Origin of the sequence: Arenimonas sp. (genome assembly GCF_041919775.1) — a bacterium.
Taxonomy (GTDB): domain Bacteria; phylum Pseudomonadota; class Gammaproteobacteria; order Xanthomonadales; family Xanthomonadaceae; genus Arenimonas.
In genome coordinates, this window is sequence record NZ_JAYRTE010000003.1 from 182832 (window position 1) to 207624 (window position 24793).

At 66.8% G+C, this 24793-nt stretch carries 31 protein-coding genes; 9 read left to right on the plus strand and 22 right to left on the minus strand.

The genetic code is table 11. The features are described from left to right. Positions 1-3: 3 nt before the first annotated feature. The gene (locus ACE3TE_RS03470; protein WP_374602206.1) at positions 4-1287 is read left to right on the plus strand and encodes a S41 family peptidase; all 1284 of its coding nucleotides are present in this window, start codon (positions 4-6) and stop codon (positions 1285-1287) included. 44 nt (positions 1288-1331) lie between these two features. Here the strand turns inward: ACE3TE_RS03470 and ACE3TE_RS03475 are convergent, their stop codons facing one another. Together ACE3TE_RS03475 and ACE3TE_RS03480 are read right to left on the minus strand one after the other, a co-directional pair. Further along, positions 1332-2084, minus strand: a complete 753-nt coding sequence (locus tag ACE3TE_RS03475) for a hypothetical protein (RefSeq protein WP_374602208.1) — start codon at positions 2082-2084, stop codon at positions 1332-1334. After that, positions 2081-2956 (minus strand): DMT family transporter, encoded by an 876-nt coding sequence (locus ACE3TE_RS03480; protein ID WP_374602210.1) that lies wholly within the window; start codon positions 2954-2956, stop codon positions 2081-2083. Before ACE3TE_RS03480 ends, ACE3TE_RS03475 begins: the two co-directional genes overlap by 4 nt. Positions 2957-3108: 152 nt before the next feature. Here ACE3TE_RS03480 and ACE3TE_RS03485 point away from each other — a divergent pair, with 152 nt between their 5' ends. After that, a complete protein-coding gene (locus tag ACE3TE_RS03485) occupies positions 3109-3393 on the plus strand; it encodes a hypothetical protein (RefSeq protein WP_374602211.1) in 285 nt (94 codons plus the stop codon). 35 nt (positions 3394-3428) lie between these two features. Here ACE3TE_RS03485 and ACE3TE_RS03490 read toward each other — a convergent pair whose 3' ends face one another. The 15 genes from ACE3TE_RS03490 to ACE3TE_RS03560 form a co-directional block, all read right to left on the minus strand. Then, entirely contained in the window at positions 3429-3890 is a 462-nt protein-coding gene (locus ACE3TE_RS03490) for an isoprenylcysteine carboxylmethyltransferase family protein (protein ID WP_374602213.1), read from the minus strand. Positions 3891-3935: 45 nt separating this feature from the next. Next, a complete protein-coding gene (locus tag ACE3TE_RS03495; protein ID WP_374602215.1) occupies positions 3936-4166 on the minus strand; it encodes a hexameric tyrosine-coordinated heme protein in 231 nt (76 codons plus the stop codon). Positions 4167-4259: 93 nt separating this feature from the next. Then, positions 4260-5042 carry a PHB depolymerase family esterase gene (locus ACE3TE_RS03500; RefSeq protein WP_374602217.1) on the minus strand — a complete coding sequence of 261 codons (783 nt, stop codon included), beginning with the start codon at positions 5040-5042 and terminating at the stop codon, positions 4260-4262. A gap of 64 nt (positions 5043-5106) precedes the next feature. Continuing rightward, positions 5107-5382: a hypothetical protein gene (locus tag ACE3TE_RS03505; protein WP_374602218.1), complete on the minus strand. Its 276-nt coding sequence runs from the start codon at positions 5380-5382 to the stop codon at positions 5107-5109. Between the two features lie 53 nt (positions 5383-5435). Next, the gene (locus tag ACE3TE_RS03510) at positions 5436-5726 is read right to left on the minus strand and encodes a hypothetical protein (RefSeq protein ID WP_374602220.1); all 291 of its coding nucleotides are present in this window, start codon (positions 5724-5726) and stop codon (positions 5436-5438) included. Between the two features lie 77 nt (positions 5727-5803). After that, complete coding sequence (locus ACE3TE_RS03515; RefSeq protein ID WP_374602222.1) at positions 5804-6361, minus strand: hypothetical protein; 558 nt, start codon at positions 6359-6361, stop codon at positions 5804-5806. A 57-nt stretch (positions 6362-6418) separates the two neighbouring features. Beyond that, a complete protein-coding gene (locus ACE3TE_RS03520) occupies positions 6419-6988 on the minus strand; it encodes a hypothetical protein (protein ID WP_374602224.1) in 570 nt (189 codons plus the stop codon). A gap of 149 nt (positions 6989-7137) precedes the next feature. Next, positions 7138-7515 (minus strand): hypothetical protein, encoded by a 378-nt coding sequence (locus tag ACE3TE_RS03525; RefSeq protein ID WP_374602226.1) that lies wholly within the window; start codon positions 7513-7515, stop codon positions 7138-7140. Positions 7516-7554: 39 nt separating this feature from the next. Further along, entirely contained in the window at positions 7555-8061 is a 507-nt protein-coding gene (locus ACE3TE_RS03530) for a serine O-acetyltransferase (protein WP_374602228.1), read from the minus strand. A gap of 155 nt (positions 8062-8216) precedes the next feature. Then, positions 8217-8477 carry a helix-turn-helix domain-containing protein gene (locus tag ACE3TE_RS03535; protein WP_374602230.1) on the minus strand — a complete coding sequence of 87 codons (261 nt, stop codon included), beginning with the start codon at positions 8475-8477 and terminating at the stop codon, positions 8217-8219. Further along, positions 8477-8761 carry a type II toxin-antitoxin system mRNA interferase toxin, RelE/StbE family gene (locus ACE3TE_RS03540; RefSeq protein ID WP_374602232.1) on the minus strand — a complete coding sequence of 95 codons (285 nt, stop codon included), beginning with the start codon at positions 8759-8761 and terminating at the stop codon, positions 8477-8479. Before ACE3TE_RS03540 ends, ACE3TE_RS03535 begins: the two co-directional genes overlap by 1 nt. Positions 8762-8894: 133 nt before the next feature. Continuing rightward, a complete protein-coding gene (locus ACE3TE_RS03545; RefSeq protein WP_374602233.1) occupies positions 8895-9302 on the minus strand; it encodes a hypothetical protein in 408 nt (135 codons plus the stop codon). A gap of 433 nt (positions 9303-9735) precedes the next feature. Then, positions 9736-10056: a hypothetical protein gene (locus ACE3TE_RS03550; RefSeq protein ID WP_374602235.1), complete on the minus strand. Its 321-nt coding sequence runs from the start codon at positions 10054-10056 to the stop codon at positions 9736-9738. A 106-nt stretch (positions 10057-10162) separates the two neighbouring features. After that, a complete protein-coding gene (locus tag ACE3TE_RS03555) occupies positions 10163-10366 on the minus strand; it encodes a zinc ribbon domain-containing protein (RefSeq protein WP_374602237.1) in 204 nt (67 codons plus the stop codon). 65 nt (positions 10367-10431) lie between these two features. Beyond that, a complete protein-coding gene (locus ACE3TE_RS03560) occupies positions 10432-11106 on the minus strand; it encodes a hypothetical protein (protein ID WP_374602238.1) in 675 nt (224 codons plus the stop codon). 725 nt (positions 11107-11831) lie between these two features. Here ACE3TE_RS03560 and ACE3TE_RS03565 point away from each other — a divergent pair. Beyond that, the gene (locus ACE3TE_RS03565; protein WP_374602240.1) at positions 11832-12776 is read left to right on the plus strand and encodes an integron integrase; all 945 of its coding nucleotides are present in this window, start codon (positions 11832-11834) and stop codon (positions 12774-12776) included. Positions 12777-12788: 12 nt separating this feature from the next. Here the strand turns inward: ACE3TE_RS03565 and ACE3TE_RS03570 are convergent, their stop codons facing one another. From ACE3TE_RS03570 to ACE3TE_RS03585, 4 genes are all read right to left on the minus strand, one after another. Continuing rightward, on the minus strand, positions 12789-13112 hold the full coding sequence (locus ACE3TE_RS03570) for a DUF1820 family protein (protein WP_374602242.1): 324 nt from the start codon (positions 13110-13112) through the stop codon (positions 12789-12791). A 22-nt stretch (positions 13113-13134) separates the two neighbouring features. Further along, entirely contained in the window at positions 13135-13812 is a 678-nt protein-coding gene (locus ACE3TE_RS03575) for a rhomboid family intramembrane serine protease (protein WP_374602244.1), read from the minus strand. Between the two features lie 3 nt (positions 13813-13815). Continuing rightward, positions 13816-14058, minus strand: coding sequence for a general secretion pathway protein GspB (locus ACE3TE_RS03580; protein WP_374602245.1), 243 nt, complete (start codon positions 14056-14058; stop codon positions 13816-13818). Between the two features lie 491 nt (positions 14059-14549). Continuing rightward, the gene (locus ACE3TE_RS03585; RefSeq protein ID WP_374602247.1) at positions 14550-16163 is read right to left on the minus strand and encodes an AAA family ATPase; all 1614 of its coding nucleotides are present in this window, start codon (positions 16161-16163) and stop codon (positions 14550-14552) included. Positions 16164-16364: 201 nt separating this feature from the next. Here ACE3TE_RS03585 and ACE3TE_RS03590 point away from each other — a divergent pair, with 201 nt between their 5' ends. Continuing rightward, positions 16365-16976, plus strand: coding sequence for a hypothetical protein (locus tag ACE3TE_RS03590; protein WP_374602249.1), 612 nt, complete (start codon positions 16365-16367; stop codon positions 16974-16976). A gap of 154 nt (positions 16977-17130) precedes the next feature. On the opposite strand, the gene putA is transcribed toward ACE3TE_RS03590, so the two are convergent. Continuing rightward, positions 17131-20292, minus strand: a complete 3162-nt coding sequence (putA, locus tag ACE3TE_RS03595; RefSeq protein ID WP_374602251.1) for a bifunctional proline dehydrogenase/L-glutamate gamma-semialdehyde dehydrogenase PutA — start codon at positions 20290-20292, stop codon at positions 17131-17133. 250 nt (positions 20293-20542) lie between these two features. Between putA and coxB the strand changes: the two genes are divergently transcribed. The 5 genes from coxB to ACE3TE_RS03620 are packed head-to-tail and all read left to right on the plus strand — an operon-like array spanning position 20543 to position 24745. After that, positions 20543-21433, plus strand: a complete 891-nt coding sequence (gene coxB, locus ACE3TE_RS03600) for a cytochrome c oxidase subunit II (RefSeq protein WP_374602253.1) — start codon at positions 20543-20545, stop codon at positions 21431-21433. Positions 21434-21459: 26 nt separating this feature from the next. Then, entirely contained in the window at positions 21460-23091 is a 1632-nt protein-coding gene (gene ctaD, locus ACE3TE_RS03605; protein WP_374602255.1) for a cytochrome c oxidase subunit I, read from the plus strand. 39 nt (positions 23092-23130) lie between these two features. After that, positions 23131-23259, plus strand: a complete 129-nt coding sequence (locus ACE3TE_RS03610) for a hypothetical protein (protein ID WP_374602257.1) — start codon at positions 23131-23133, stop codon at positions 23257-23259. Continuing rightward, a complete protein-coding gene (locus ACE3TE_RS03615; protein WP_374602259.1) occupies positions 23256-23837 on the plus strand; it encodes a cytochrome c oxidase assembly protein in 582 nt (193 codons plus the stop codon). Before ACE3TE_RS03610 ends, ACE3TE_RS03615 begins: the two co-directional genes overlap by 4 nt. A gap of 32 nt (positions 23838-23869) precedes the next feature. Further along, a complete protein-coding gene (locus ACE3TE_RS03620) occupies positions 23870-24745 on the plus strand; it encodes a cytochrome c oxidase subunit 3 (protein WP_374602261.1) in 876 nt (291 codons plus the stop codon). The last annotated feature ends 48 nt before the right edge of the window (positions 24746-24793 follow it).

Below are 24793 nucleotides of genomic sequence, written 5' to 3' on the forward strand. Positions count from 1 at the left end.
GTGATGCGCCACTTGGTTGCCCTGAGCTTCGCCCTGCTCCCCGCCCTGGCCCTCGCCCAGGCGCAGGCGCCCGTCGCCGCGCCGGTGGATCCCACCGACCCGGTCGTGGCGCAAACGCAGCCGGCCGATGTCCCGCTGGCCGAAATCCGCCGCTACGTGTCCGTCTACAACGCGGTCAAGGACGCCTACGTCGAACCGGTGGACGACCAGCGCCTGATGAAGTCTGCGCTGCGCGGCCTGCTGTCCGACCTCGACCCGCACAGCGCCTACCTCGAAAAGGAAGCCGCCGAGGCCCTGCTCGACGACACCCGCGGCGAATACGTCGGCATCGGCGTCGAAACCGAGCGTCGCCCCGACGACACGCTGCTGGTGGTCGCCCCGATCGACGGCACGCCCGCGCACCGGGCCGGCCTGCGCGCCGGCGACATCATCGTCGCGATCGACGGCGAACCGCTCAGCGGCAACACCAGCCCGCACCACGACCTGCGCGGCGACGCCGGCGAGCCGGTCACCATCACCCTGACGCGCGTCGGGGCGGTCGATCCGATCGACCTGACCATCGTGCGCGAGGCCATCACCGTCACATCGGTTTCCAGCCGCCTGCTCGAGCCCGGTTACGCCTACCTGCGCATCAGCACCTTCCAGACCGACACCGGCCCGCAGATGCGCCGCCAGCTGCGCAAGCTGGCCGGGGACACCGGCGACGCCCTGCGTGGCCTGGTGCTGGACCTGCGCTCGAACCCGGGCGGCCTGCTCAGCGCCGCGGTCGAAGCCGCCGATGCCCTGCTTGACGAGGGCCTGATCGTGCGCACCCAGGGCCGCCTGCCGTATTCGAACGCCAGCTTCCACGCCAAGCCGGGCGACCTGATCAAGGGCGCGCCGGTCATCGTGCTCGTCGACACCGGCACCGCCAGCGCCGCCGAGGTGCTGGCCGGCGCGCTGCGCGACCACGGCCGCGCCAGCGTCATGGGCTCGCGCACCTACGGCAAGGGCTCGGTGCAGACGGTCGTGCCCCTGGACAACGGCGATTCGATCAAGCTCACCACGGCGCGGTATTACACGCCCAGCGGCAGCTCGATCCAGGCCCGCGGCATCCGTCCCGACATCGTGCTGCGCGGCGAAGCCGCCCGCGGCCTGCGCGAACAGGACCTGGCCGGACACCTGGCCGGCGAGGGCGAGTCCGTGGCCAAGGCCGGCGAAGTGATCGAAGGCGACATCGCCATCGGTCGCGCGCTCGATGCGCTCAAGGGCGGCGCCGCCACGGCACGGGCGCGGCGCCGGTTCTGAAGCGGGGCACTACTACCAGGGCAGGGGCTCGCGGAACCCGGTGCTCAGTCCTTATCCGTAACCAAGGTAAAACCACCATCGAATATTCGCGGCAGGTAGCTCTCCACGAATGCGATTGCGGCTTGTACGTCCCGGCACTTGAACTCGATTTCATCCTGGCTGTCGCCGACCCAGGAACCCAGCCGGTGCTGGGTGAACGCTTCCATCAGGGCATTGAAGACCGGCTGGAAGTCGTGGTCGGGGCAATCGCGTCCCGAGGGCGAGAGCACGATGGTCAGTCGCCGGCTTGCCTTGCCTTTCGAAAAGGTCTCGTAGCGATAGTAGAGGTCGACGTCCTGCTGGCTTGCTTCCGGAAAAGCCGGGAAGTTACCGGCAGGCACAACCTCATGCGTTGATTCCAGCGCCGCGACGACGGCTTGCCCTGCCTCCGCTCTGCGCGCGACCGCGCCCAGTGCCAGCAGCCCCGCCCGGAGAATGCGCCATCTGATCTCGTCTTCCGACGCATCCAGGGCCTCGCGCGCGTCGAAAAGCACGGTGACGCTGACCGTTCCCTTTTCGAAGATCGGCTCACCAGCCACCGCCTCCCGGTCGGAGGCAAGAGTTGTGAGCCTGATCTCCCGAAGTTTTGGAGCGCCGTCGACCAGCCCGCATCGCAACGCGCTTCCGAACAGTTCGCAGTCCACTCCCCGCACCCGGCCGAGGCGATTGCGTACACGACCGGTCTTGATGGTCGGGAAGTCGACACCAAGGTTGGAGGAGAGGCGAAAACGCCGGGTTGCGTCGGTCGTGCTCTTCATCGGCTGGCGATCCTGGACGACGGCCGAACCTGCACCACGAGCGCCACGCCGCCGACGATGGCCAGCGCGGCCAGGGCCAGCCGCAGTGTCGCAGGCTCGCCCAGCAAGGAGACTCCCGCGATGGCCACCAGCAGTGGCACGAGCAACTGCAGGGTGGCGGCCGCACTGGGCCGCAGCGTGGGCAGGACGGTGTACCAGACCGCGTAGCCCAGCCCGGATGCCAGGGCGCCGGAAGCAAGCGCGTAGCCCACGCCAGCGGGGTCGAGCCGAATATCCTTGACCATCAGAAGACTCCAGACCACCGCGAACGGCAGGCAGCGAGTGAAGTTGCCGGCCGTCACGCGAATGGCATCGCCGCCGCCCTGTCCGCGCAAGGAATACACCCCCCAGGCCACGCCGGCCACCACCATCATCGCCGCCGGTCCCGGCGGTGGTGCCGTCAGCCCCGGCAGCAGCAGGCCGGCCAGGCCCGCTATCGCCAGCGCCAGGCCCAGCCATTGCCAGGCGGCCAGTCGTTCGCCGCGCCACAGGCCGCGGCCGATCATCGTGACTTGCACCGCGCCGAACAGCAGCAGGGCGCCGGCACCTGCTTCAAGTTGCACGTAGGCAAACGAGAAGAACGCCGCGTAGGCGAACAGCGCCAGCGCGGATCCCCACCGCCCGTGGCCTTCGGCACCCTTCCGGAACAGGGTCGCCAGCACCCACAGCACCAGCGCGCCGGAGGCCAGCCGCAGCGCCGTGAAGCTGGCCGGATCCATGGCGCCGTCGCGCAGGGCCAGCCGCGCCAGCACGGAATTGCCGGCGAAGGCCAGCAAGGCCAGGCTCACCGCAAGGGCCAGGCGCGGGCCGCGCAGGGCGGGGGATGGGGTCATGGGAAGGATTCAGGCCGAGCAGGGTCCGCCGCAGTCTGGCGAAGCACGGCCGGTGCGTCTAGGATTTCCCGACCGGGCCCCTTGCAGGCCGGGATGTGCCGAGCGGCAGCTTGAACTGCCCGCCGGATTTCAGACTTTCCTGGGGAAAAAAAATGACGTTGAAGATCGTGCTGATGGCCGCTGGCGTGTTCGCCCTTGCGGCGTGTTCGGGCGGCGGTGGTGGTTCCGGCGGCGAGCCGGTGACGGAGTCCGAGTGCCGCCAGATGTTCGAGAAAGGCGCCGAGCTGCAGGGCATTCCCGGCGGCGTAATGGACGAGCTGATCGTCGCAGCCGCGAAGGAATGCGTGGAAAGCGGCAAGGTCACCAAGGAAGACTACCGCTGCGTGATGGCCGCCACGTCGCCCAGCGAATCGCGGGCCTGCAACGTCGCGATGTAACTGCTGCACCGGGCGGGCAGCCCGTCTGCAGGCCGTCAGATCCAGCGTCTGACGGCCTGCATGTAGCGCGCGTAGGAATCACCGAACTTGCGCAGCAGCAGCCGTTCTTCCGGAATGATCTGGAAGGCCGTGATGTAGGCGCAGAAGATCGCCACCGCAACCAGTGACACGGCATTGGCGAGATAGACGCAATAACCCAGCAGGATCAGCGCCATGCCCACGTACATCGGGTTGCGGGTGAAGGCGTAGGGACCGGCCTGGACGATGGCGGTGGACTTGTCGGGCGAGAGCGGGTTGATCGTGGTCCTGGCTTTGCGGAAAACCACGAGGCCCGACAGGTCGAGCGAAATGCCGGCGACCGCCAGGGCCAGCGCGATCCACGTCCGGTAGGGCGACGCATACCCGGCATCGGGCAGGTAGCGGGCGATGGTCCAGGCCAGGCCGGCGCAAACCAGGCCCACGATGGGCGGCGGAATCTTGTGGTCAAGCAGTGACATGGGCGGTTCTTGCCTCCCTGGGAATCGCGCTTACGCGACCGGGTGCTACTTTCGCCAGTAGTCGTTGGCCGCGGCAATCGTCTGGAAGTTCAGGGCGATCACATGCGACGCGGCCGTGAGGCCGTCGGCGGAGTTCGCGTAATCGGCGCGAAGCTGCTTGAGCACACCTGGATCGGGCTGCGTGTACTTCACGCCGCGACGGCTGAGCACGATCGCGAGCTCAAAGCCGGCCTGCGGCGTGTCGGTGATCAGGGTTGTCAGCCATGCGTCCGTCATCGTCGCGTCCTCCGCGTAGGGTTTGTCAAAACCTTACCAGCTTGACCGGGCCTCTGGGCCCAGGACCGTGTGTGTTCCGCAGGCGGGGCGGACTCAGGGTGCCGACCACTCGTGCCTGGCGAAATCCTTCAGCCACTCATTCCCCTGAGCAGGCCAGATGTGGCCGGCGCCATAGAGGCCGAACACGAACGGGGCGCCGCCCGCTGCCGGCGACTGCAGCTGGCAGCAGCCCATGAACGGTTCCAGCGGCCCCTTGCCGCGATTGTGCCGCGCCAGGGCCTCGACGGTACCTGCCCAGCTTTCCTTGTACCGCCGGTCTTCCCCGCGGCCAAAGAGGTAGAGCACGGGCTTGGGCGGCGAATCACTGGCGAACCCCGGCATGACGCTGCCAATGACGGTAAACGTCGCGAACGCCTCCGGCCGTTCGGCCAGGAGCAACAGGACGAAGTGGCCGCCATTCGAAAATCCGGCCACATGGGTATCCGCGGGTCGCGTCCCGTAGCGCGTGGCCATTTCCTCAAGCAGGCGATCGGTCAGCACCAGGTCGCGATCCCCCTGGTCCCCAACGCGGACCTGCCAGCCGCGCGAGGGCGAGGATTCGCGCTTCTCGCCGCGCGGGTAGGCGACGATGGCGTCCGGCCAGTCCTTGTGCAGCCGCACGGCGTTCGCGAACGCCCGGTCGTCGTCGCCCCGCCCGTGGAAAACCACCACCAGCGGGCGCGGCCCGGAGGCGGGCGAATCAGGGACGACGACGAGCACGCGGCGCGTCAGGCCGTTGATGTCGAACTCAAGGAACTGCTCGGCGGCCCGCGTAGTCTGCGCCGCGCCCAGGAGCAGGGCGGCGCCCAACAGCCATCCGGGCAGGGCAAGCCTCACGGTGGTTTCACCTGCATCCGCTCGTGGCTCCTCCGACTCTGGCCAACAACGCCAGCCTGGACGTTCAGGATTGGCGCCGGCCGGGCTGCCAAAGCACCGCGGCCACCAGCCCGATGGTGACCGCCAGCGCCTGCTGCAGCAGCGGGCTGTCGGTCATCTCCAGCGCAAGCTTGTGCCCGAAGTAGTAGGCGACCAGGGTCGCCGCACCCGTGGAAAGCCGGGAAAACGCCTGCCTCCGCCGCGCGATACGCGCCTGCGCCCTGGCACTTTCTTCACGCGCGGGGCCGAGCAGCTTCTCGGCAACCGATTCAGCCTGGTCGGGTGACATCAACGGATCCATGCGGGGGACTCCCTGTGAACAGCCGCGAAGGAATCATCAGGTGGGACGAACGTTCATGTGGCGATGCTCACCGCCGCAGCGGCAAGAACAAGCAACACTGCAAGCAAGAGCAACGACACCCAGCCAAATCCAACCTGGCGCGGGTCCAGCCCGGCGGGTGAAAGATCCAGCAAATTGTGCCGCAGCGCAAAAACGCCGCCCAGCAACATGCCGACGCCGAGGAGCCCGAAATTGAGCTGCCCGGACTCTGCGCCGCGACCAAGGAACCAGGCTCCAAACCCCAGGAGGGGAAGCGCCCAGAGCCGATGGAGTTTGCTGGTTTGCGTACTGCGCATGTCCGACATCAGCCCTGGCACCTGGGGTCAATCCGCGCAGCATACAGGCAAGCGGCAGAAGTATCGGATTACCTTCATGGTGTCCTTCACGCCATACACGCCTGGAATGCCAACCCCGCCGCGACGCCGGCAAGGGCTCCGAGGAGGATGTCCGCCGGGACATGGCGGCGCAACGCAATGCGGGACCAGGCCACAGCCACCGCCACCAGCATCAGTGCGAATGCCGCCACGAGGTCCGGCCAAACCAGGAGGGAAGCGAACGCCGCGAAGGCAACATGCAGCGACAGTTTGGCCACGTGCCGAAGTACATGGCCGGCGGCGACGATGAGGCCGGAAAGGCCAGCGGCCATAGAAATCCCGAGGGGGAGCCCGGCGAACCAAAGCGCGCCAGCCGCCAACACAAGGCCGACGCTGACGCGGGTATTCAATTGGGCTCTCTCGGCGGGCACCGAAGCATCGATGTGGACCCAGTCGGCGCGATGCGCCTTGTAGACGCTGTAGCCCAGCACCGCAGCGCCGCAGGCCAGCGAAACAGCGAGTGCGGCAAGGCCGGTTTCGCCGGGCGACGCGATCACGGCGGCTGCGGGCATCAGCACGGCAGGGTGGCCCGCGATGGATAGTGCTCGTGCCAGCGAATCAACCATTGCCGCCCGGTGCCGGATCAACACGGCGAGTGTGCCGCCCCCGGAATGCTACAAGGTTCAACGCCCGCCGAACTCGGTCCAGACGTTTTCGCGGCCTACTCGACGTTCCCACGCAGCGTACTGCCCGACAAGGGGCCTGGCGTAGTCGGGGAGGTCGAAGGACGGCGGCGCGCTCACGAAGAACGGCATGCCCTCCTTGAACCAGGCCGGCGTGCGCTCCCTGCCACGAAGGCCCAGCTCCTGGGCCTGGAGCATATGGATGAACTCATGCTCGACGATGTAGGTTTGCCACGACTCTGGCGGTATCACCACGCCAAGATGCAACACGGTGATGCCACGCCCGATCCCGCCGAAGGACTCGTAGCAGGCTCGGGTTGAGCAGAAGACAGTGCGGGGCGGGACCCTGAGCGGGCGAAGCTTGCGCGCGACATTCGACCTTGCATCCGAATGCAGCTGCTGGGCGGCCGGCAACGCAGCCATGTCATCGACGCAGACCGAGTCGACGCAGGTGACCCCGTTCAGCTGTGGCGCAATGATGCGAACGGGCTTGAAGAACGCCCAAGCCCCGATCGGGACCAAAGCCGCAAAAAGAGCACCGGCAAGCACCAGGATGCGATTACGGTTCATGCGCGGCTATATTCCAGATCCCCGCCTTTCCACGCAGAATATCTGCCCTTAAAGGGCTGAGTCGAAGGCGACGGGGTCGGGTCCCCGAAGGATGTCCGCGGCACCACCCGGGGCTGCAAGCAGGAAGGCCAGGGATGTCAGCAATGCTTTCATGGGTTCTCGTCCGGGAACGGGGAATACGTCTTCTCACGGCTCCGGTAGCCATAGGCTACGGCTAGCAGGTAGAACACCACGTGGAAAAGTGGGACAACCCACACCGGTGGAATGACGAGCGCGCCATGTAGCGAATCCGTCGCCCACATGTAGAGCGCCACAATCGACGGCAACGGCATGGCCCAGCCGGTGTCGTGCGACTGCCCGCCAGCGACTGACCAACCCAGGATGCTGCAGAACAGCAACGTTCGCCAAAGTAGCCCGGCGCCGGTGACCTGCTGCCTGTAGCCGTAGCGGTACCCCAGCCAGACCAGGATCCAGAGGGGGCCGCCAAAGTACAGTGCCAAGGGGACGAGGGCGGAGATGTCGGGCATCAGGGAATGGTCGCGGTCGAACGCCTGGGGGTGCGGCGATCATAACTTCTCGTTGACCCTCAATCCGTTCCTTTTGAGGATGTAGGCCGGATTGCCCACGACGACGCAGTCGTCAGGGACGGACTTGGCGACGACGGCTCCTGCCCCGACCGTGACGCCATTGCCAATTGAAACTGGCCCGACGACGATTGCACCCGCGCAGACTCTTACATTGTCTCCGATCGTGGGGCTGCCCTTGTCCGTGGTGCCAATGGTCACCTGCTGGTTGATCCAGCAATTCTTGCCCATGGCGACGTCAGTGACGATGGTCGCGAAGCCATGCTCGATATAGAGCCCCGGGCCGCAACTTCTCATGCCCAGGTGCAAGCTGGGCAGAGGGGGATAGAGGCGATGGAGAATCCTGCTTGCGGTTCTCTCCGATCCAACGCGATAAAAGAATACCGACCTGAATTCCAGGTTGAACAGGAACAGGCCGAGGATTGTATTGGGGTGCGAGCCACAAGCCACAAACCGTGAGTGATCGGCCTTGATCAGTGCGAAGACCATTGGGTCATCACAACACCTGCGCAGCAATGCGGCAGCGACCTTTCTTTTCAGTAGCCTGAGAGCTGAAATCATGTCTTGGGTTTCGCCCTGGCGTTCTGAGTTGAGCCGCGCCGAAGGCGGCGGCTTGAATGATTGGTTAGGCCTTGAATGATTGGTTAGGCCGCCGATTTATGCGGGATCTCCCAGCCTGGAAAAACAAGAACCGCAGGGTGGCAGCGAAGTGCGATAGCCAGGACCTTCGCCCGCTCAACGCCGAGATTGACCCGACCGTTCTCGATGCTGGAAATCGTCGTTTGCGGGATGCCGCATAGCTCCGAGAGCTGGGTCTGGCTGAGTCCCTGCAATTCACGAATGATGCGCACCGACTCTCCAGGGGAGACGTCCACGCGCTTTTTGGCAGGGCTGAAGTTGCGCATTAGCTTTTCCCATAGTCATGAGGGGTGACACGGACCACTTGAACGAGTAGCGCGTCAGCCACAACCTTGTAGATGACACGCCACTGCTCATTGAGCCGGGAAGAACGAAATCCCTTCCACTTGCCTCTAAGCGGCTCGTCGCGAAAGCCCTTGATGGCGCGAAGGCCCGGCGGCCCTGACAAGCTGGCAATGTCCTTCCATTTTTCGTACCGCTTAAGGATGTCCACCGGGACGCGGCCAGACAGCTCTTTGTCTACATCCCGGTGTTCTTCGATTCGCCACATACGCAATTATGTCTAGACGCAATATGGTCTGTCAAGGTGCCCAAGGGCGAGGCCTAACACCTGAGGTAGGCGGCGCCGGCCGCGATAGTCGGTTTACCGGAATAGGCGGTCCGGCGTCCGTTTGAACGAATAGTTAGGCGACGTCCTGCGGGCTGATTGCGGTGCGCAGAAGTAAGGCGTACGCAACAAGAGCAAGGGTTCGGAGCGCAACACCAATGAGCTCGAAGATCGTAGGACCGTAGTGTTCCGCGAAATATGACGCAGGCAATAGAAAGCCCAGACAAATGCAAATGTACTTTGCGGCTTTCGTTGGTAAGGCGCGTGCAAGGTAGATGGCAGGCAGGATGAAGCTGATGGAGAGCCATGGCACCAGAAATTGGCCAGCAACCAACAGGTCGCGAGAGTGCTTGGCTGCATGTTCGCCGTATCGCGCGGAAGCAACGAGAGGGCTGGCGAAGCCGAATGCATTGACCACGAACGTGGTCAGAATCACCGCCACGACAAACCAGAGCAGAGAGCTTCGAATGGACGTATAGATCATTGAGGAACTCACCTGAGGCGCCTAACGCCTTGAGTTAAGCCGCGCCGGCCGCGGCAATGACATGTGCCAGATATGCATCCGGCGTCGGCTTGAATGACTAGTTAGGCTCCGTGGAGCTACCTGAGGGTCTTGGTCTTGGAACATAAAGTGAGAATAGCGAGAACAAGACACCGCCAACAATCCCGCACCCGCCGTAGAACCGAGCCCGCGATGGCGAGACCTTTTCCGGCTTGTGCACGGAGGAGGCGCTAGGAACTCTAAAAACAGGCCCGTGGTAGACCGTATGCGATGGCGCGAAAACTACGGTGAGGACACCGGCAACTGCGAGGGCCGTGCCGAAGAGGAGTCCAGCTTTACTCCCTTGTCGATAGCTGAAACGCATGCCTAACGCCTTGAGCTAAGCCGCACCGAAGGCGTCGGCTTGAATGAATACTTAGGCCGCGACATCGATCAGCCCAAGCCCGGATAGCACGGCCAAGCCGCCAAGGAACATGGCAAGTGCCGCGTAGAACAAAGCCATGCCTCGACCCTTGGGGCTGGACCAATGTTCACAGAGCCAGATAAGGCCACGCAAGAAGAATGTCTTGTGGCTGAAGTAGTAGCTCGCCAGGAACATGGCGCCCCAAGCCATGAGGTACAGGCCAAGAAAAATGCTGCTCGGGCCGGGGCGAATCGGGCCTGCCTCAAGCCCGGAGGCGAGCGTGGCCACTAGCAGTACGACCAGAACAGTAATCAGGCCGCTGCCGAGTGCCACGCCTGGTTCGTTCTGTACTTGGCTTGGCTGCAACGAAGCCTCCTGGGCGGCCTGATACCTTGACCCAAGCCGCGCCGAAGGCGGCGGCTTGAATGATTGCTTAGCCCTACGAGACCAGGAAATCAAAAATCTTGGACCCGGTGCCTGCGTTCGCGCGGTATAGCTCGGTGTAGCCGCAGGTCTCACAGCTGACCGCCGTAAAGCGATTGGTTGATATGTCGAAAGCCGCCGACAAAATGCCGCCCTCGGCGCGCATCTCCCTGCGACTGTACTCAGTGCCATTGCATTTTTGGCAAGTGAATGAGGTCATGACGTTTCCGTTTTGATGTCGGACAAGATCTGCCCAGAAGAACAATAATCGGAACTCGCCTTGAGTTAAGCCGCTGGCTCACGAACACCGGCCTGCCTCAAGAACGCTTCCAGTTCCTTCGAGTCTACCTTGCGGCTCAGTCCGAACAAGTAGGATCGCCCGGACTTGGTCGTGAAGCTCAGCACCCGGAAGCTTCGCCCGGCGAGCATCGTTTCTCCCACCAAAGCGTGGCTGATCTGATCGAATGGCACGACGTCTCGACCAAGCACGATTCGATCACTTGCAATCATCACGTCGTTCGGGAGCTGAGTTATCCAAGGAAGTGTCAATGCAGTCGTCAGGCCGCTGATGCCGGCGATAAGACAAATAACGGCGAGCTCAGCGGAGCTGTCTGGGAAGGCAACGAGGAAGAGTGGCACCCCGAATAGGACCGACAGGATGATCGCCAAGGCTGGAGTGTTCATGCCAGGCATTCGGCCGCGCCGTGCCCGGGCGAAAGCAAATGGCTCGAGCCACCAAAACTTCTGGTCCCGTGCAAGTTTGATCATGAGCGGCCTGGCGCCTTGGGTTAGGCCGCGCCAAAGGCGTCGGCTTGAACTAATGGTCAGGTTGACCTGACTTCTCAGAACGTCCCGATCTTGCGCGGGCAAGGAATCCGCGACGCTCGTAAGGAGACGAGTTTCTGCGTCGTTAAAACCTCGAGTTCCGCCAAAAATGAATTCTGAGATCTTCGCGAACATGAGATGCCTTGTGGGGCCTAACACCTTGAGTTAAGCCGCGCCGAAGGCGTCGGCTTGAATGATTGGTTAGGCCTATCGAGGCCCGAAGATCTCAAAGCAGAAGCGCAAGAACCAAGGCCAAGGCCAGAAGTGCCGCCACGATGATTGCCAATAGCTGCTTTTGCTCCGAGCGAATGCTAGCCGCGTCAGTCACCTCAATTGCTCCAAACGCCCCAACTGCTACCAGTAGGACAAGGAGCGACGCGGGCCACAAGAGCAGGCCCCAGATTGATCCCCAATAGATGGCAGAGACAACCGAAGCTAAGAGCAGTGGAAACGGAGCAAATGCGAGAACAGAGGCGCCAATTACGGATGGATGAACGTGGGCGCCGCAGCCCGAGCATCGGGTCGGGAACGCTGGAGTCGCAGTAAATCGTCGGACTAATCCGATGCTGCGTTGTCCGCACGACGGGCAAGCGAACATAGGCCTAACACCTATTCGGCCCCTGACGCGGGGCGTTGCGGGTACGTTCTGACAGATCGGGGTGCCGGTCAAGCGAGAATTCCTACCCCACATCAACGGCTTGGCTGATTTGCGGGGCGGCGGCGGGCCGGCAGCATCGGTGCTTATGCATCGAACGCGACGGCCAAGTGGTTATCGGAGTGCAAACGAGACTTCCGCAGGCCGCTCGGGCGGCGAGGAGAATGCCGCCGCTGTCGGGCCGCCGGCGCGCGCTCCGCGCCTTTTGGACGAAGTTCGGCGGGTGATGCGGGTCAAGCACTACGCGATCCGCACCGAGCGGGCGTATGTGGATTGGATCAAACGGTTCATCCAGGCCAACGGGCGGCGGCATCCGCGCGAGCTCGGAGGCCGCGAGGTCGAGGCCTTCCTCTCGCTGCTGGCGGTGCGCGGGCGGGTGGCGGCGAGCACCCAGAACCAGGCGCTGGCGGCGCTGCTGTTCCTGTATCGGGAGGTGCTCGGGACCGAGCTGCCCTGGATGGACAAGGTCGTGCGCGCCAAGCGGCCCGAGCGGGTGCCGGTGGTGCTGTCGGTCGCCGAAGTGCGGGCGCTGCTGGCGGTGCTGGAAGGGCGCTCCTGGCTGCTGGCCAGCCTGCTTTACGGCACCGGCATGCGCCTGATGGAAGTGCTGCGGCTGCGCATCAAGGACGTGGATTTCGGCCGCGGCGAGATCACCGTGCGCGAAGGCAAGGGCGCCCGCGACCGGCGCACGGTGCTGCCGGTGTCGCTGGTCGAGCCGCTGCAGCGCCAGGTCGAACGGGCGCGGGCGGTGCACGCCGCCGACCTGCGCGAAGGTTTCGGGCAGGCCTGGCTGCCCTTTGCGCTGTCGCGTAAATACCCGAACGCGGGCCGCGAGCCGGGCTGGCAGTACCTGTTTCCCTCGGAGCGTCGCTCGGTCGATCCGCGCGACGGCGTCGAACGGCGGCACCACCTCGACGACCAGGTCGTCGGCCGCGCGCTCAAGGGCGCCGCCCGTCGCGTGGGGCTGGTCAAACCCGTCAGCGCGCACACGCTGCGCCACAGTTTCGCCACGCACCTGCTCGAAGCCGGCTACGACATCCGCACGGTGCAGGAGCTGCTGGGCCACAAGGACGTCGCCACCACGCAGATCTATACGCACGTCCTGAACCGGGGTGCCGGCGGCGTGCTCAGTCCGCTCGACCGCCGGTGAAACGCGCCGGTGTCAGCGCGGCTTGGCCGGCAGTGGGAACGGGGTGACCACCTTCTCGCCGGTGCTGGCGTCGCGGATGCTCAGCTGGCCCTTGCGGTCCACCTCCTCCACGCGGATCACGCTCTGCATCGGCAGGTGCAGCACGCGGGTATCGGCGAACTCGTCGCGCAGGCGTTCTTCGGTCGGGTCCACGACCACGCCTTCCTTCGCGTCGAAGACCAGGTCGGCCACTTCGGTGAAACCCCAAAGCGAACTGGCGGCCACCCGGCGCGCGTACAGCTCGTACACCTTGCCGGCATTGAGGAAAGTCACCTTGTAGAGGATGCGCGTGCTCATGGCGGCGATTATATTCCCGGCCCTAGCGGCCGCGTGAACGCCGCGCCAGCATGGGTTTCAGCGCCAGCGCGTAGACCAGCCCGACCACGAAGCCCGCCAGGTGCGCCCACCACGCCACCGCGCCGAAACTGGGGCCGACGAAGGTGAAGATCAGCTGCAGCGTCGCCCACAGGCCGATCAGCAGCGCCGCCGGCACCTTGATGAATTCCAGCCACAGGCCCAGCGGCACCACCACGCCCAGGCGCGCGCGCGGGAACAGCGCCAGGTAGGCGCCGATCACCGCCGACACGCCGCCGCTGGCGCCGATGATCGCGCGTGCCGGCGTGCCCATCAGCAGCGCCGCAGCCAGGTTCGCCAGCGCGCCACCGGCCAGGAACAGCAGCAGGTAGCGCCAGGGCCCCATCGTGCGCTCCGACGGCAGGCCGAAGATCAGAAGGAACAGCAGGTTGCCGACCAGGTGCACGGGCCCGGCGTGGATGAACAGCGCGGTGAGCAGGGTCAGCAGGCGCTCGTCGCGCAGCGCCGCGCGCCATTCGGTGACGCTGCCCGACAGCGTGCCCCAGCGCAGCAGCGTTGCGCGCCAGGCGGCGTCGTCGGGCAGCAGGAAGATCCAGATGTAGGCGCCGACCATCAGCAGCGCCAGCAGCGGCGTGGCCCAGCGCCATTGCGTGCGTCGGCGGGTCGGCAGGTCGACGAACACCGCTCAGGGCCTCGGCAGCAGCACGTCGCGGCCGCGCAGCGAAAGCACCAGGCCGTCGCGGCGGATCTCGCGGATCACCACGCCGTCGGCCGGTGTCGCGCCTTCGGCGTGCCGACGGCCGTCGAGGATCACGAAACGCTGCGCCGGGTCGTCGGCGAAGACATGCATGGTGATCTTCAGCGGCGGCAGGGCATTGCGTTCGGCGGCGGACAGGTCGGCGAGACGGGGGAGGGCGTTGGTGGGCATCGGGATCTCGCTGGCGTCGGGCTTGCCCTCACCCCGGCCCTCTCCCGCGGGCGGGAGAGGGGGAGCCGCCGCGACGTCAGCGCTCCCTACCCCGCGTGCGGGGGAGGGCTGGGGAGGGGGCAGCCCCGAAGTCTCAGGAAGCGCCCCGGCACCCGGCGCACCCTCACCCCGGCCCTCTCCCGCAGGCGGGAGAGGGGGAGCAACCGCGACCTCCGCAATCCCCGCCGTACTCGCAACCTCCGGGCTCCCTCTCCCGCCCGCGGGGGAGGGCTGGGGCGGGGGCGGACTGCCCGCCAAATCCCCCCGCGACCACTCCCTCCAGCCAAACATCGCCACCACCACCACGAACAGCACGCCCAGCGCATACGCCCACGCCGGCGCGCCGGACCCTCGGCGCCGCGGCAACGCCGCCTGCTCGACGAACAGCCCCGGCGCCTTGCCCCGCTGCCGTTCGGCTTCCGACTTCTTCAGCGCTTCCAGGATCAGCGACATCAGTCCAGCACCCGGCGCAGGCGCGGGCCCTCGTTTTCGCGGGCGGCCAGCGCCATCAGGGTTTCCGGGCCGATCACGCCGTCGGGCGCCAGGCCGTTGGCCTCCTGCAGCCGGCGCACGGCGGCGATGCTGTCGGGGTCGAGCACCGCCGGTCCGGCTTCGGCCGACTGCAGGCCGGCGCGGTCGCGCAGGCGGTCGTGGATCCAGTCGACGGCCGGGCCGCTGCCGCCGGCCACCGGGGCCGGCCACAGGAAATCCGGACCGCGCCAGAGCGTGGCGTAGTCGCCGTCCCAGCGGCGCTCCAGCGCCAGCCGGTCGGTATCGAAGCGGCCGCCGCCCAGCCACAGCCGCACGCGCAGCGCGTCGGCGCCCAGCAGCAGCGCCCAGGCCTCGTTGCCGTCGGCACGCAGGCGCAGCAGCGACGGCCGGCCCAGTGCCGCCAGTTTGTCCAGGCTCGCCCGGCCGCGGTGGCAGTACAGGCCCGGGGCCAGCACCGGCGGGCAGGCCTCGGCGCGGTCGACGGTGGTTTCGTTCGCACGCACCGTCCACAGGCCCAGGAGCTGGCCCCAGGCGGGCTGCGCCGGCGCACCGGCCAGGCGGATGCGGTCGGCCAGCTGCGCGCCGGGCAGGTAGGGCACGGCGACCAGCGCGGCCGGGGCGGTTTCGGCCGGGGGCGCGGCTTCCGGTTCGGCGTCGGGCGGCAGCGGCGTGCGCTCGCGCATCGCCAGCGCGATCACCAGCACCGCCAGCACCGCCGCCACGCCCCAGGCCAGGTTCAGTCGCGGCAGCTTCGACAGCCGCGGGGCCATGGCTTCGCGCGCGGCGCGGTCCACCCAGCGTTCGCCCACCTGCATTTCGTCGTGGGCGTAACCGGCCAGCAGCGCGCGCTCGGCGATGATGTTCACCAGCCGCGGCACGCCGCCGGCGTGGTGGTGGATGCGCTTGACCGCCAGTTTGGTGAAGGGGAACCGGCTGCCGCCCGCCACCGCGAAACGATGGCGCAGGTAGGCCTCGGTTTCGGCGCCGTCCATCGGCGTCAGGTGGAAGCGGGCGGTGACGCGCTGCGCGAGCTGGCGCAGGTCGGGGCGCGCCAGCATGTCGCGCAGTTCCGGCTGGCCCAGCAGCAGGATCTGCAGCAGTTTCTGCGTGGGGGTTTCCAGGTTGGTCAGCAGGCGTACCTGTTCCAGCGCCTCGGGGCTGAGGTTCTGCGCCTCGTCGATGATCAGCACCACGCGCAGGCCCTGCGCGTAGGCGTCGAGCAGGAAGTGGTTGAGCGCGTCCACCAGGCCCTTGAGGCTGCCGCGGCGGCCGGCGACGTCGATGCGCAGCTCTTCGCAGATCGTCTCGAGCAGTTCCACCGGGTCCAGGCGCGGGTTCAGCACCAGGGCCACGCGCACGTTTTCCGGCAGCTGCTCCAGCAGCAGGCGGCACAGCGTGGTCTTGCCGGTGCCGACCTCGCCGGTGAGCTGCACAAAACCGCCGCCGCCGCCCTGGCCGATGCCGAACAGCAGGTGCGCGAGCGCGTCCCGGTGGCGCTCGCTCAGGTAGACGAAGCGCGGGTCGGGCGTGATCGAGTACGGCGGCTCGTCCAGGCCGTAGTGCTCGAGATACATGCGAGGTCCGGGCGAAAGGGGCGACCAGCATGCCACGCCGCCCCTTCGCGCAGGAACCGCAGCCTTCCTGCCCGCGGCGGGTGGCTTTCCACGCGCCCGCGCCGTCGCTTGCCTACCGGTGGTCCGTACATGTGCCGATTCGTCGCCGGCGCCGCGGGCGGACGCTGTGCCTGCGCCACTCCGGCGCCAAGGAGAATCCCGATGATCCTGACCCGCTGCTTCGCCATCGCCGCCCTGTGGTCGGCCACCGCGTTTGCCTGGGCTGTTTCCGGCCCGGACGAAGAAACCGTCGAACGCCCGCCCGGACCGGCGGTGCTCACCGTCACCTCCGCGGTGCCTGAGGCCACCGAATTCCCCGCCGACGGCAGCACGCACCTGGTCTGGGAGGACAGCGGCGGCCGGCGCAGCCGCGCCGTGATCGCGATCGACGGCAGCCTGCGGCTGTACCTGCCTGGCGAGGGGGTGCGCGAGTTCCCGCCCCGCCCCAGGATCCTGACCGCACAGGAAGAGGCGCGCGCCAACCTCATCCTTGACCACTACTACGAACACGGCGTCGACCTGCAGAACCGCCGCGCCCGGCGCCCGGCCGACCCGCCGCGGCGCACGGTCATGCGCGGCGGCGGCGGCCTGGGCCCGCTGGTCGTGTGGATGATCTTCGACGCCTGCCTGACCGCCGAGAAGGGCCGCCAGAACGCCTGCCTCGAGGAATGCGCCTCGATCGGCATGAGCGCGCACTACCGCAGCGGCGTCTGCGGCGCCGGGTCCACCTGTGCCTGCGTGTACGTGGTCGAACGCCAGCCCGACCCGACCTGAGGGCCGGAAACACGAAGGCCCTCCGTCGGAGGGCCTTCGCCGTCGGCCGTTGTTCGCCGTCGGCCGTTGTAGGAGCGCCTTCAGGCGCGAATCTTTTGACTTTGCCTTTGGCAAAGAAAGGATTCGCGCCTGAAGGCGCTCCTACAGGAATCGCTCAGTCGTCGAGGGTCAGCAGCGAGGCGTTGCCGCCGGCCGCGGTGGTGTTCACCGTCAGCACGCGTTCGGTGGCGAAGCGCAGCAGGTAGTGCGGGCCGCCGGCCTTGGGGCCGGTGCCCGACAGGCCTTCGCCGCCGAAGGGCTGCACGCCGACCACGGCGCCGACCTGGTTGCGGTTGACGTAGCAGTTGCCCACGCGCACGGTGTTGGCGATCTTCTCCACCGTCGCGTCGATGCGCGAATGGATGCCCAGGGTCAGGCCGTAACCGGTGGCGTTGATGTCGGCCATCACCTGGTCGAGTTCGCTGGCCTCGTAGCGCAGCACGTGCAGCACCGGGCCGAAGACTTCGCGCTCGAGCTGGGATAGGTTCTTGAGTTCGTACGCGCGCGGCGCGAAGAAGCAGCCGTTGGCGGTGTCTTCCGGCAGCTTCACCTGGTTAATGAGTCTGGCCTCGCGGTCCATGCGTTCGGCGTGCGCCTCCAGCACCTTGCGCGCATCCTCGTCGATCACCGGGCCGACGTCGGTGCTCAGCAGCGCCGGGTTGCCCACGCGCAGTTCGTCCATCGCGCCCGAGAGCATCGTGATCACCTTGTCGGCGATGTCGGCCTGCACGTACAGCACGCGCGCCGCCGAGCAGCGCTGGCCGGCCGAATCGAACGCCGAGACCATCGCGTCCTTCACCAGCTGCTCGGGCAGGGCCGAGGAGTCGGCGATCAGCGCGTTCTGGCCGCCGGTCTCGGCGATCAGCGCGGCGATCGGCGCCTTGCGCGCGGCCAGGGCGCGGTTGATCGCCCAGGCGGTTTCGGTCGAGCCGGTGAAACACGCGCCGGCGATGCGCGGGTCCTTCGTGAGCGCCACGCCGACGGTCGCGCCGTCGCCGGGCACCAGCTGCAGCACATCCCTGGGCACGCCGGCTTCGTGCAGCAGCTGCGTGGCGAGGTAGGCCGTCAGCGTGGTCTGCTCGGCCGGTTTGGCCACCACGGTATTGCCGGCGGCCAGCGCCGCGGCCACCTGGCCCAGGTAGATTGCCAGCGGGAAGTTCCAGGGGCTAATGCAGGCGAACACGCCCTTGCCGTGCAGCCACAGCTCGTTGGATTCGCCGGTGGGGCCGGGCAGTTTCTCGGGGGCGCCGAACAGCTTGCGCGACTGCATCGCGTAATAGCGCAGGAAGTCCACCGCCTCGCGCACCTCGCCGACGGACGAGGAAATGGACTTGCCGGCTTCCTTCACGCAGATCGCCATGAACGCGCCCATGCGCTGCTCCAGCAGGTCGGCGGCGTGTTCAAGAATCCGCGCGCGGCTGGCGGCCGGCATCCTGTCCCAGCCCGGCTGCGCGGCCACGGCGTTGGCGATCGCCAGTTCGACCGTGGCGGCATCGGCGTTGACGTACTCACCGACCTGTTCACGACGGTCGGCGGGGTTGCTCACCTTCACGGTGTCGCCGGAGAACTTGGCGCCCGGCACCAGCGGCGTCGCCGAGACCGGGGCGAGCGCGGCGTTCATGTCGCGCGCGAGGGTGGCGAGGGTGTCGTCGTTGGCGAGATTGGCGCCCATGGAGTTGGTCCTGTCTTCGCCGGCGGCCCGGAACAGCGCGCGCGGCAGGGGAATGCGGGGATGGGGCTTGGATTCGAAGGCCGAGGCCACGGCCACCGGGTCGGCGACCAGGTCGGCGGCCGGCAGTGACTCGTCGGTGATGCGGTTGACGAAGCTGGAGTTGGCGCCGTTTTCCAGCAGGCGCCGCACCAGGTAGGGCAGCAGGTCCTCGTGCGAGCCCACCGGCGCGTACACGCGGCAGGGCACGCCCAGCTTGTCGGCCGGCACCACCTCGGCATACAGGTCGTCGCCCATGCCGTGCAGCTTCTGGTATTCGAACTTCGCCGCCGCGCCCTTCGCGAAATGGTGGATCGCCGCGATGGTGTGCGCGTTGTGCGTGGCGAACATCGGGTAGATCGCGTCGGTCGCCGCCAGCATCTGCCGCGCGCAGGCCAGGTAGCTCACGTCGGTGTTGGCCTTGCGGGTGAACACCGGGAAGCCCGGGTAGCCGTCGGCCTGCGCCTTCTTGACCTCGCTGTCCCAGTACGCGCCCTTCACCAGGCGCATCGGGATGCGGCGGCCGGTGCGGCGGGCCAGGTCGGCGATGTAGTCGATCACGTAGGGCGCGCGCTTCTGGTAGGCCTGCACGGCCAGGCCGTAGCCTTCCCAGCCCTCCAGCGAGGGGTCTTCGTAGGCGCCGGCGATCACGTCAAGGCTCAGTTCAAGGCGCTCGGATTCTTCGGCGTCGATCGTGAAGCCGATGCCCCGGGCCTTGGCCAGCCGGGCCAGCTCCAGCACGCGCGGGGTCAGCTCGGCCTGCACGCGGGCGCGCTGGGCCAGCTCGTAGCGCGGGTGCAGCGCGGACAGCTTCACCGAGATCGACGGCGCCCGGAACACGTCGTCGAACGGCCCGCTGGCGCCGATCGCCTCGATCGCGTCGCGGTAGGCCTTCAGGTAGCGGTCGGCGTCGGCCTGGGTGAAGGCGGCCTCGCCCAGCATGTCGAACGAATACAGGTAGTTGGCGGCTTCGCCCTTGCGGCTGCGCTCAAGCGCCTCGGCGATCGTCCGGCCCATCACGAACTGGTGGCCCATGATGCGCATGGCCTGGCGCACGGCCAGGCGGATCGCCGGCTCGCCGGCCCGGCCGACCAGGCGGCGGAAGGCGCCGATGGCGTTGCGGCGGGTTTCCTCGGCCAGGTTGACCATGCGGCCGGTCAGCATCAGGCCCCAGGTGGAGGCATTGACCAGCACGGAGCTCGACCGGCCCATGTGCTTGTCCCAGTCGGCGTCGCCCAGCTTGTCGCGGATCAGCTTGTCGGCGGTGGCCCGGTCGGGCACGCGCAGCAGGGCCTCGGCCACGCACATCAGCAGCACGCCTTCCTCGCTGGACAGGTCGTACTGGCGCATGAAGGCCTCGACCATGCCCGGGTCGGCGCCGCGCACCCGGGTGCGCTCGACCAGGCCCACGGCGGCGGCCTGCACCGCCGCCTGCTCGACGGCCGGCAGGCGGGCCATTTCCAGCAGGCCGGCCAGGTGTTCGGCCTCGTCGCGGTGGAAGGCCGCGGTGATCCGGGCGCGCAGGTCCGACGGCGCGCCGGGCAGTTCAGGGCTCAGGATCGGGGTCACAGGGGTCCGTGGTGGTCGGCGCTGGCAGCGCGTGAACGCGGATTCTAAGGCCGCGCCCGGGGGTGCCGGAAGCGGTCGGCGTTCACCTTTCCGGACGACGGGTTGCCGGTTCAGCTTGCCCCCCCGTCGCGCGGGTCGCTAAAATCCGCCAGTTCTCCTGCCCTGCGTTCCCCGCCGCTGGCCGCCCCATGGCAGCCGGCGACGCACGGGAGCCGGGCGGAGCCAAGACCACACGTTGGGGTATGTTCGGATGAAAGCGAAGAAAGCAAGCGCCATCGTCGCCAGGGTCGCCACCGGCCTGCTGGCCGCGCTGGCCAGTGTCTCGGCGTGGGCCGCCACCAACAGCGAGCCGGTGCGCTGGCAGCTCAACATGCCCGAGGGCGTCACCCGCACCGCGGAGAACGCCTACTTCATGCACATGCTGATGCTCTGGATCTGCGTTGCCATCGGCATCGCGGTGTTCGGCGCAATGGCCTATGCGATGGTGAAGTTCCGCAAGTCCAAGGGCGCCAAGCCGGACGTGGGCTTCACCCACTCGACCAAGCTCGAGATCATCTGGACGGTCATCCCGATCATCATCCTGGTGGTGATGGCGGTGCCGGCCACGACGATGGTGATCCAGCAGTACGACGCCAAGGGCCACGAGATGACGGTGAAGATCACCGGCTACCAGTGGATGTGGCGCTACGAGATCGTCGGCGAGGACGTGAACTTCATCTCCCGCCTCGACCGCGAATCCGACCGCATCCGCCAGTCCGGCGAGCGGCCCGACGCCGGCGTGGTCCCGCACTACCTGCGCGACGTCGACCGTCCGCTGGTGCTGCCGACCGACACCAAGATCCGCTTCGTGGTCACCGCCGACGACGTCATCCACGCCTGGTGGGTGCCGGCCCTGGGCTGGAAGCAGGACGCGATCCCGGGCCTGATCAACGAGGCCTGGACGGAAATCAAGCAGCCGGGCACCTACCGCGGCGTCTGCGCCGAACTGTGCGGCAAGGACCATGGCTTCATGCCGATCGTGGTCAAGGCCGTGCCGCGCGCCGAGTACGAGGCCTGGCTGGCCGCCCAGAAGGCCGGCGACCTCGCCGAAGCCGCCCGCATCGCTGCCACCGCCCCCGCTGAAGCGGGCGGCGAGGGCTGAGCAGAACCTGAGAGAGGCACAAGACCATGGCACACACTGACGCCCACGCCGCCGACCACCACGGCGAGCACAAGCAGGGCTTCGTCCAGCGCTGGCTCTACTCCACCAACCACAAGGACATCGGTACCCTGTACCTGGTGTTCGCGCTGGTGATGTTCTTCATCGGCGGCTCGATGGCCCTGGTGATCCGCGCCGAACTCTTCCAGCCCGGCCTGCAGCTGGTCGAGCCGGAATTCTTCAACCAGATGACCACCATGCATGCGCTGGTGATGATCTTCGGCGCGGTCATGCCGGCCTTCGTCGGCCTGGCCAACTGGATGATCCCGCTGCAGATCGGCGCGCCGGACATGGCGCTGCCGCGCATGAACAACTGGTCGTTCTGGATCCTGCCGTTCGCCTTCACCCTGCTGCTGATGCCGCTGGTGCTCCAGCTGGTCTTCGGCATCGGTGGCGGCGGCCCGGCCGGCGGCTGGACGCTGTACCCGCCGCTGTCGCTGCAGGGCGGCAACAGCACGGCCTTCACCATCTTCGCGATCCACCTGATGGGCATCAGCTCGATCATGGGCGCGATCAACGTCATCGCCACCATCCTCAACATGCGCGCCCCGGGCGTCGACCTGCTGAAGATGCCGATCTTCGTCTGGACCTGGCTGATCACCGCCTTCCTGCTGATCGCGGTGATGCCGGTGCTGGCCGGCGCGGTCACGATGCTGCTGACCGACAAGTTCTTCGACACCAGCTTCTTCAACGCCGCCGGCGGCGGTGACCCGGTGATGTTCCAGCACATCTTCTGGTTCTTTGGCCACCCCGAGGTCTACATCATGATCCTGCCGGCTTTCGGCATCGTGTCGGAAATCATCCCGACCTTCGCCCGCAAGCCGCTGTTCGGTTACCAGGCCATGGTGTACGCCACCGCCGCGATCGCCTTCCTGTCGTTCATCGTGTGGGCCCACCACATGTTCACCGTGGGCATGCCGCTGGGCGGCGAGCTGTACTTCATGTACGCCACCATGCTCATCTCGATCCCGACCGGCGTGAAGGTGTTCAACTGGGTCACCACCATGTGGCGCGGCTCGATGACCTTCGAAACCCCGATGCTGTTCGCGCTGGGCTTCGTGGTCATGTTCACCATCGGCGGCTTCTCGGGCCTGATGCTGGCCATCGTCCCGGCCGACTTCCAGTACCACGACACCTACTTCGTGGTGGCGCACTTCCACTACGTGCTGGTCACCGGCGCCGTGTTCGGCATCATGGCCGGCGTGTACTACTGGCTGCCCAAGTGGACCGGCCACATGTACAACGAGAAGCTCGGCAAGCTGCACTTCTGGCTGTCCACGATCTTCGTGAACCTGCTGTTCTTCCCGCAGCACTTCCTGGGCCTGGCGGGCATGCAGCGCCGCGTGCCGGACTACAACATGGCCTTCGCCGACTTCAACATGTGGTCGTCGATCGGTGGCTTCGGCTTCGGATTCAGCCAGCTGCTGTTCGCCTACATCGTCTGGTCGGCCGCCCGTGGCGGCGTCAAGGCCGAGGCGCGGTCCTGGGAAGGCGCGAAGGGCCTGGAGTGGACGGTGCCGTCGCCGGCCCCGCACCACACCTTCACCCTGCCGCCGGTCATCAAGGACGGTGACCTCGCCCACGGCGACATCACCCACTAAGGAGTGCAGGCGCCCCGCCCGGGGCGCCGCCAGCCCGGCATGAATACGCCCAGCCCGACCACGACCGACGCCAACCGCCGCCGCAACGCCCGCCGCACGGCGCTGGTGCTTGCGCTGGTGGCCGGCGGCATCTTCGTGGCCTTCATGCTCACGGCGGTGCTGCCATGAAGCCCAGCGCGCTCAAGACCTTCCGCACCATCGCGCTGGTGTCGGCGGCTTCATTCGTGTTCGCGTTCTCGCTGGTGCCGCTGTACCGCATCGCCTGCGAGAAGGTGTTCGGCATCAAGCTCGAGCAGGGTCCTGCCGGCGAAGCGCAGGTGGCCGGGCTGCAGGTCGACGAGTCGCGCACGGTCACCATCGAATTCGATGCGACGGTGAACTCGAAGCTGCCCTGGGAGTTCAAGCCCACCCAGCTCACGATGCAGGTGCACCCGGGCAAGATGTACGAGATGAACTACGTGGCGCGCAACATTTCCGACCATGCGATCGTCGGCAATGCCGCGCCGTCGGTGGCGCCGTCCACGGCGTCCACCTTCTTCAACAAGACCGAGTGCTTCTGCTTCACCGAACAGCTGCTGGCCGCGGGCGAAGAGCGCCTGATGCCGGTGCGTTTCATCGTCGACCCGGCGCTGCCGGACAACGTGCAGACGCTCACCCTTTCCTACACTTTCTTCAGCAACGACGCGGCCACGGCCCGGGTCGGCGAGGGCGCCCACGCCCCCGCCGCCGCCCGCACGGCGCCGTGATCCAAGGCCCACCAGGAGTACCGGGGAACCCCATGGCACACACCCACGACGACCCGAACATCTATTACGTCCCGCACCACAGCCCCTGGCCCTTCGTCGGTTCGATCACCCTGTTCACCACCATGGTGGGCGTGACGAACTGGTTCAACGGCCACGCCTGGGGCCAGCCGGTGTTCTACATCGGCCTGGTGGCCACGCTGGCCGTGCTGTTCGGCTGGTTCGGCAACGTCATCGCCGAGTCGGTGTCGGGCAAGTACAACGAGAAGGTCGATGCCTCGTTCCGCATGGGCATGATGTGGTTCATCTTCTCGGAGATCATGTTCTTTGCGGCCTTCTTCGGCGCCCTGTTCTACACCCGCCAGTTCGCGCTGCCGTGGCTGTCGGGCGTGGGCGACGGTTCGCTGACCAACCAGTTCCTGTGGCAGGGCTTCAGCGCCGGTTGGCCCAGCAACGGCCCGGCGGAAATCGGCGGTTCCTTCCAGACCATCTCGGCCTGGGGCCTGCCGCTGGTCAACACCCTGCTGCTGCTCAGCTCGGGCGTCACGATCACCATCGCCCACCATGCCCTGAAGGCCAACAAGCGTGGCTCGCTGCTGTTCTGGCTGGGCGCCACGATCGCGCTGGGCGCGATCTTCATGGTGGTGCAGGGCTACGAGTACTACCACGCCTACGCCGACCTTGGCCTGACGCTGGGCTCGGGCATCTACGGCTCGACCTTCTTCATGCTCACCGGCTTCCACGGCATGCACGTGCTGCTGGGCACGATCATGCTGACGATCATCTGGCTGCGCTGCCTGAAGGGCCACTTCAGCCCCGACCACCACTTCGGCTTCGAGGCCGTGGCCTGGTACTGGCACTTCGTGGACGTGGTCTGGCTGGGCCTCTTCATGTTCGTCTACGTGCTCTGACGAACATTGTAGGAGCGCCTTCAGGCGCGAATCTTCTCAAAAGCTTCA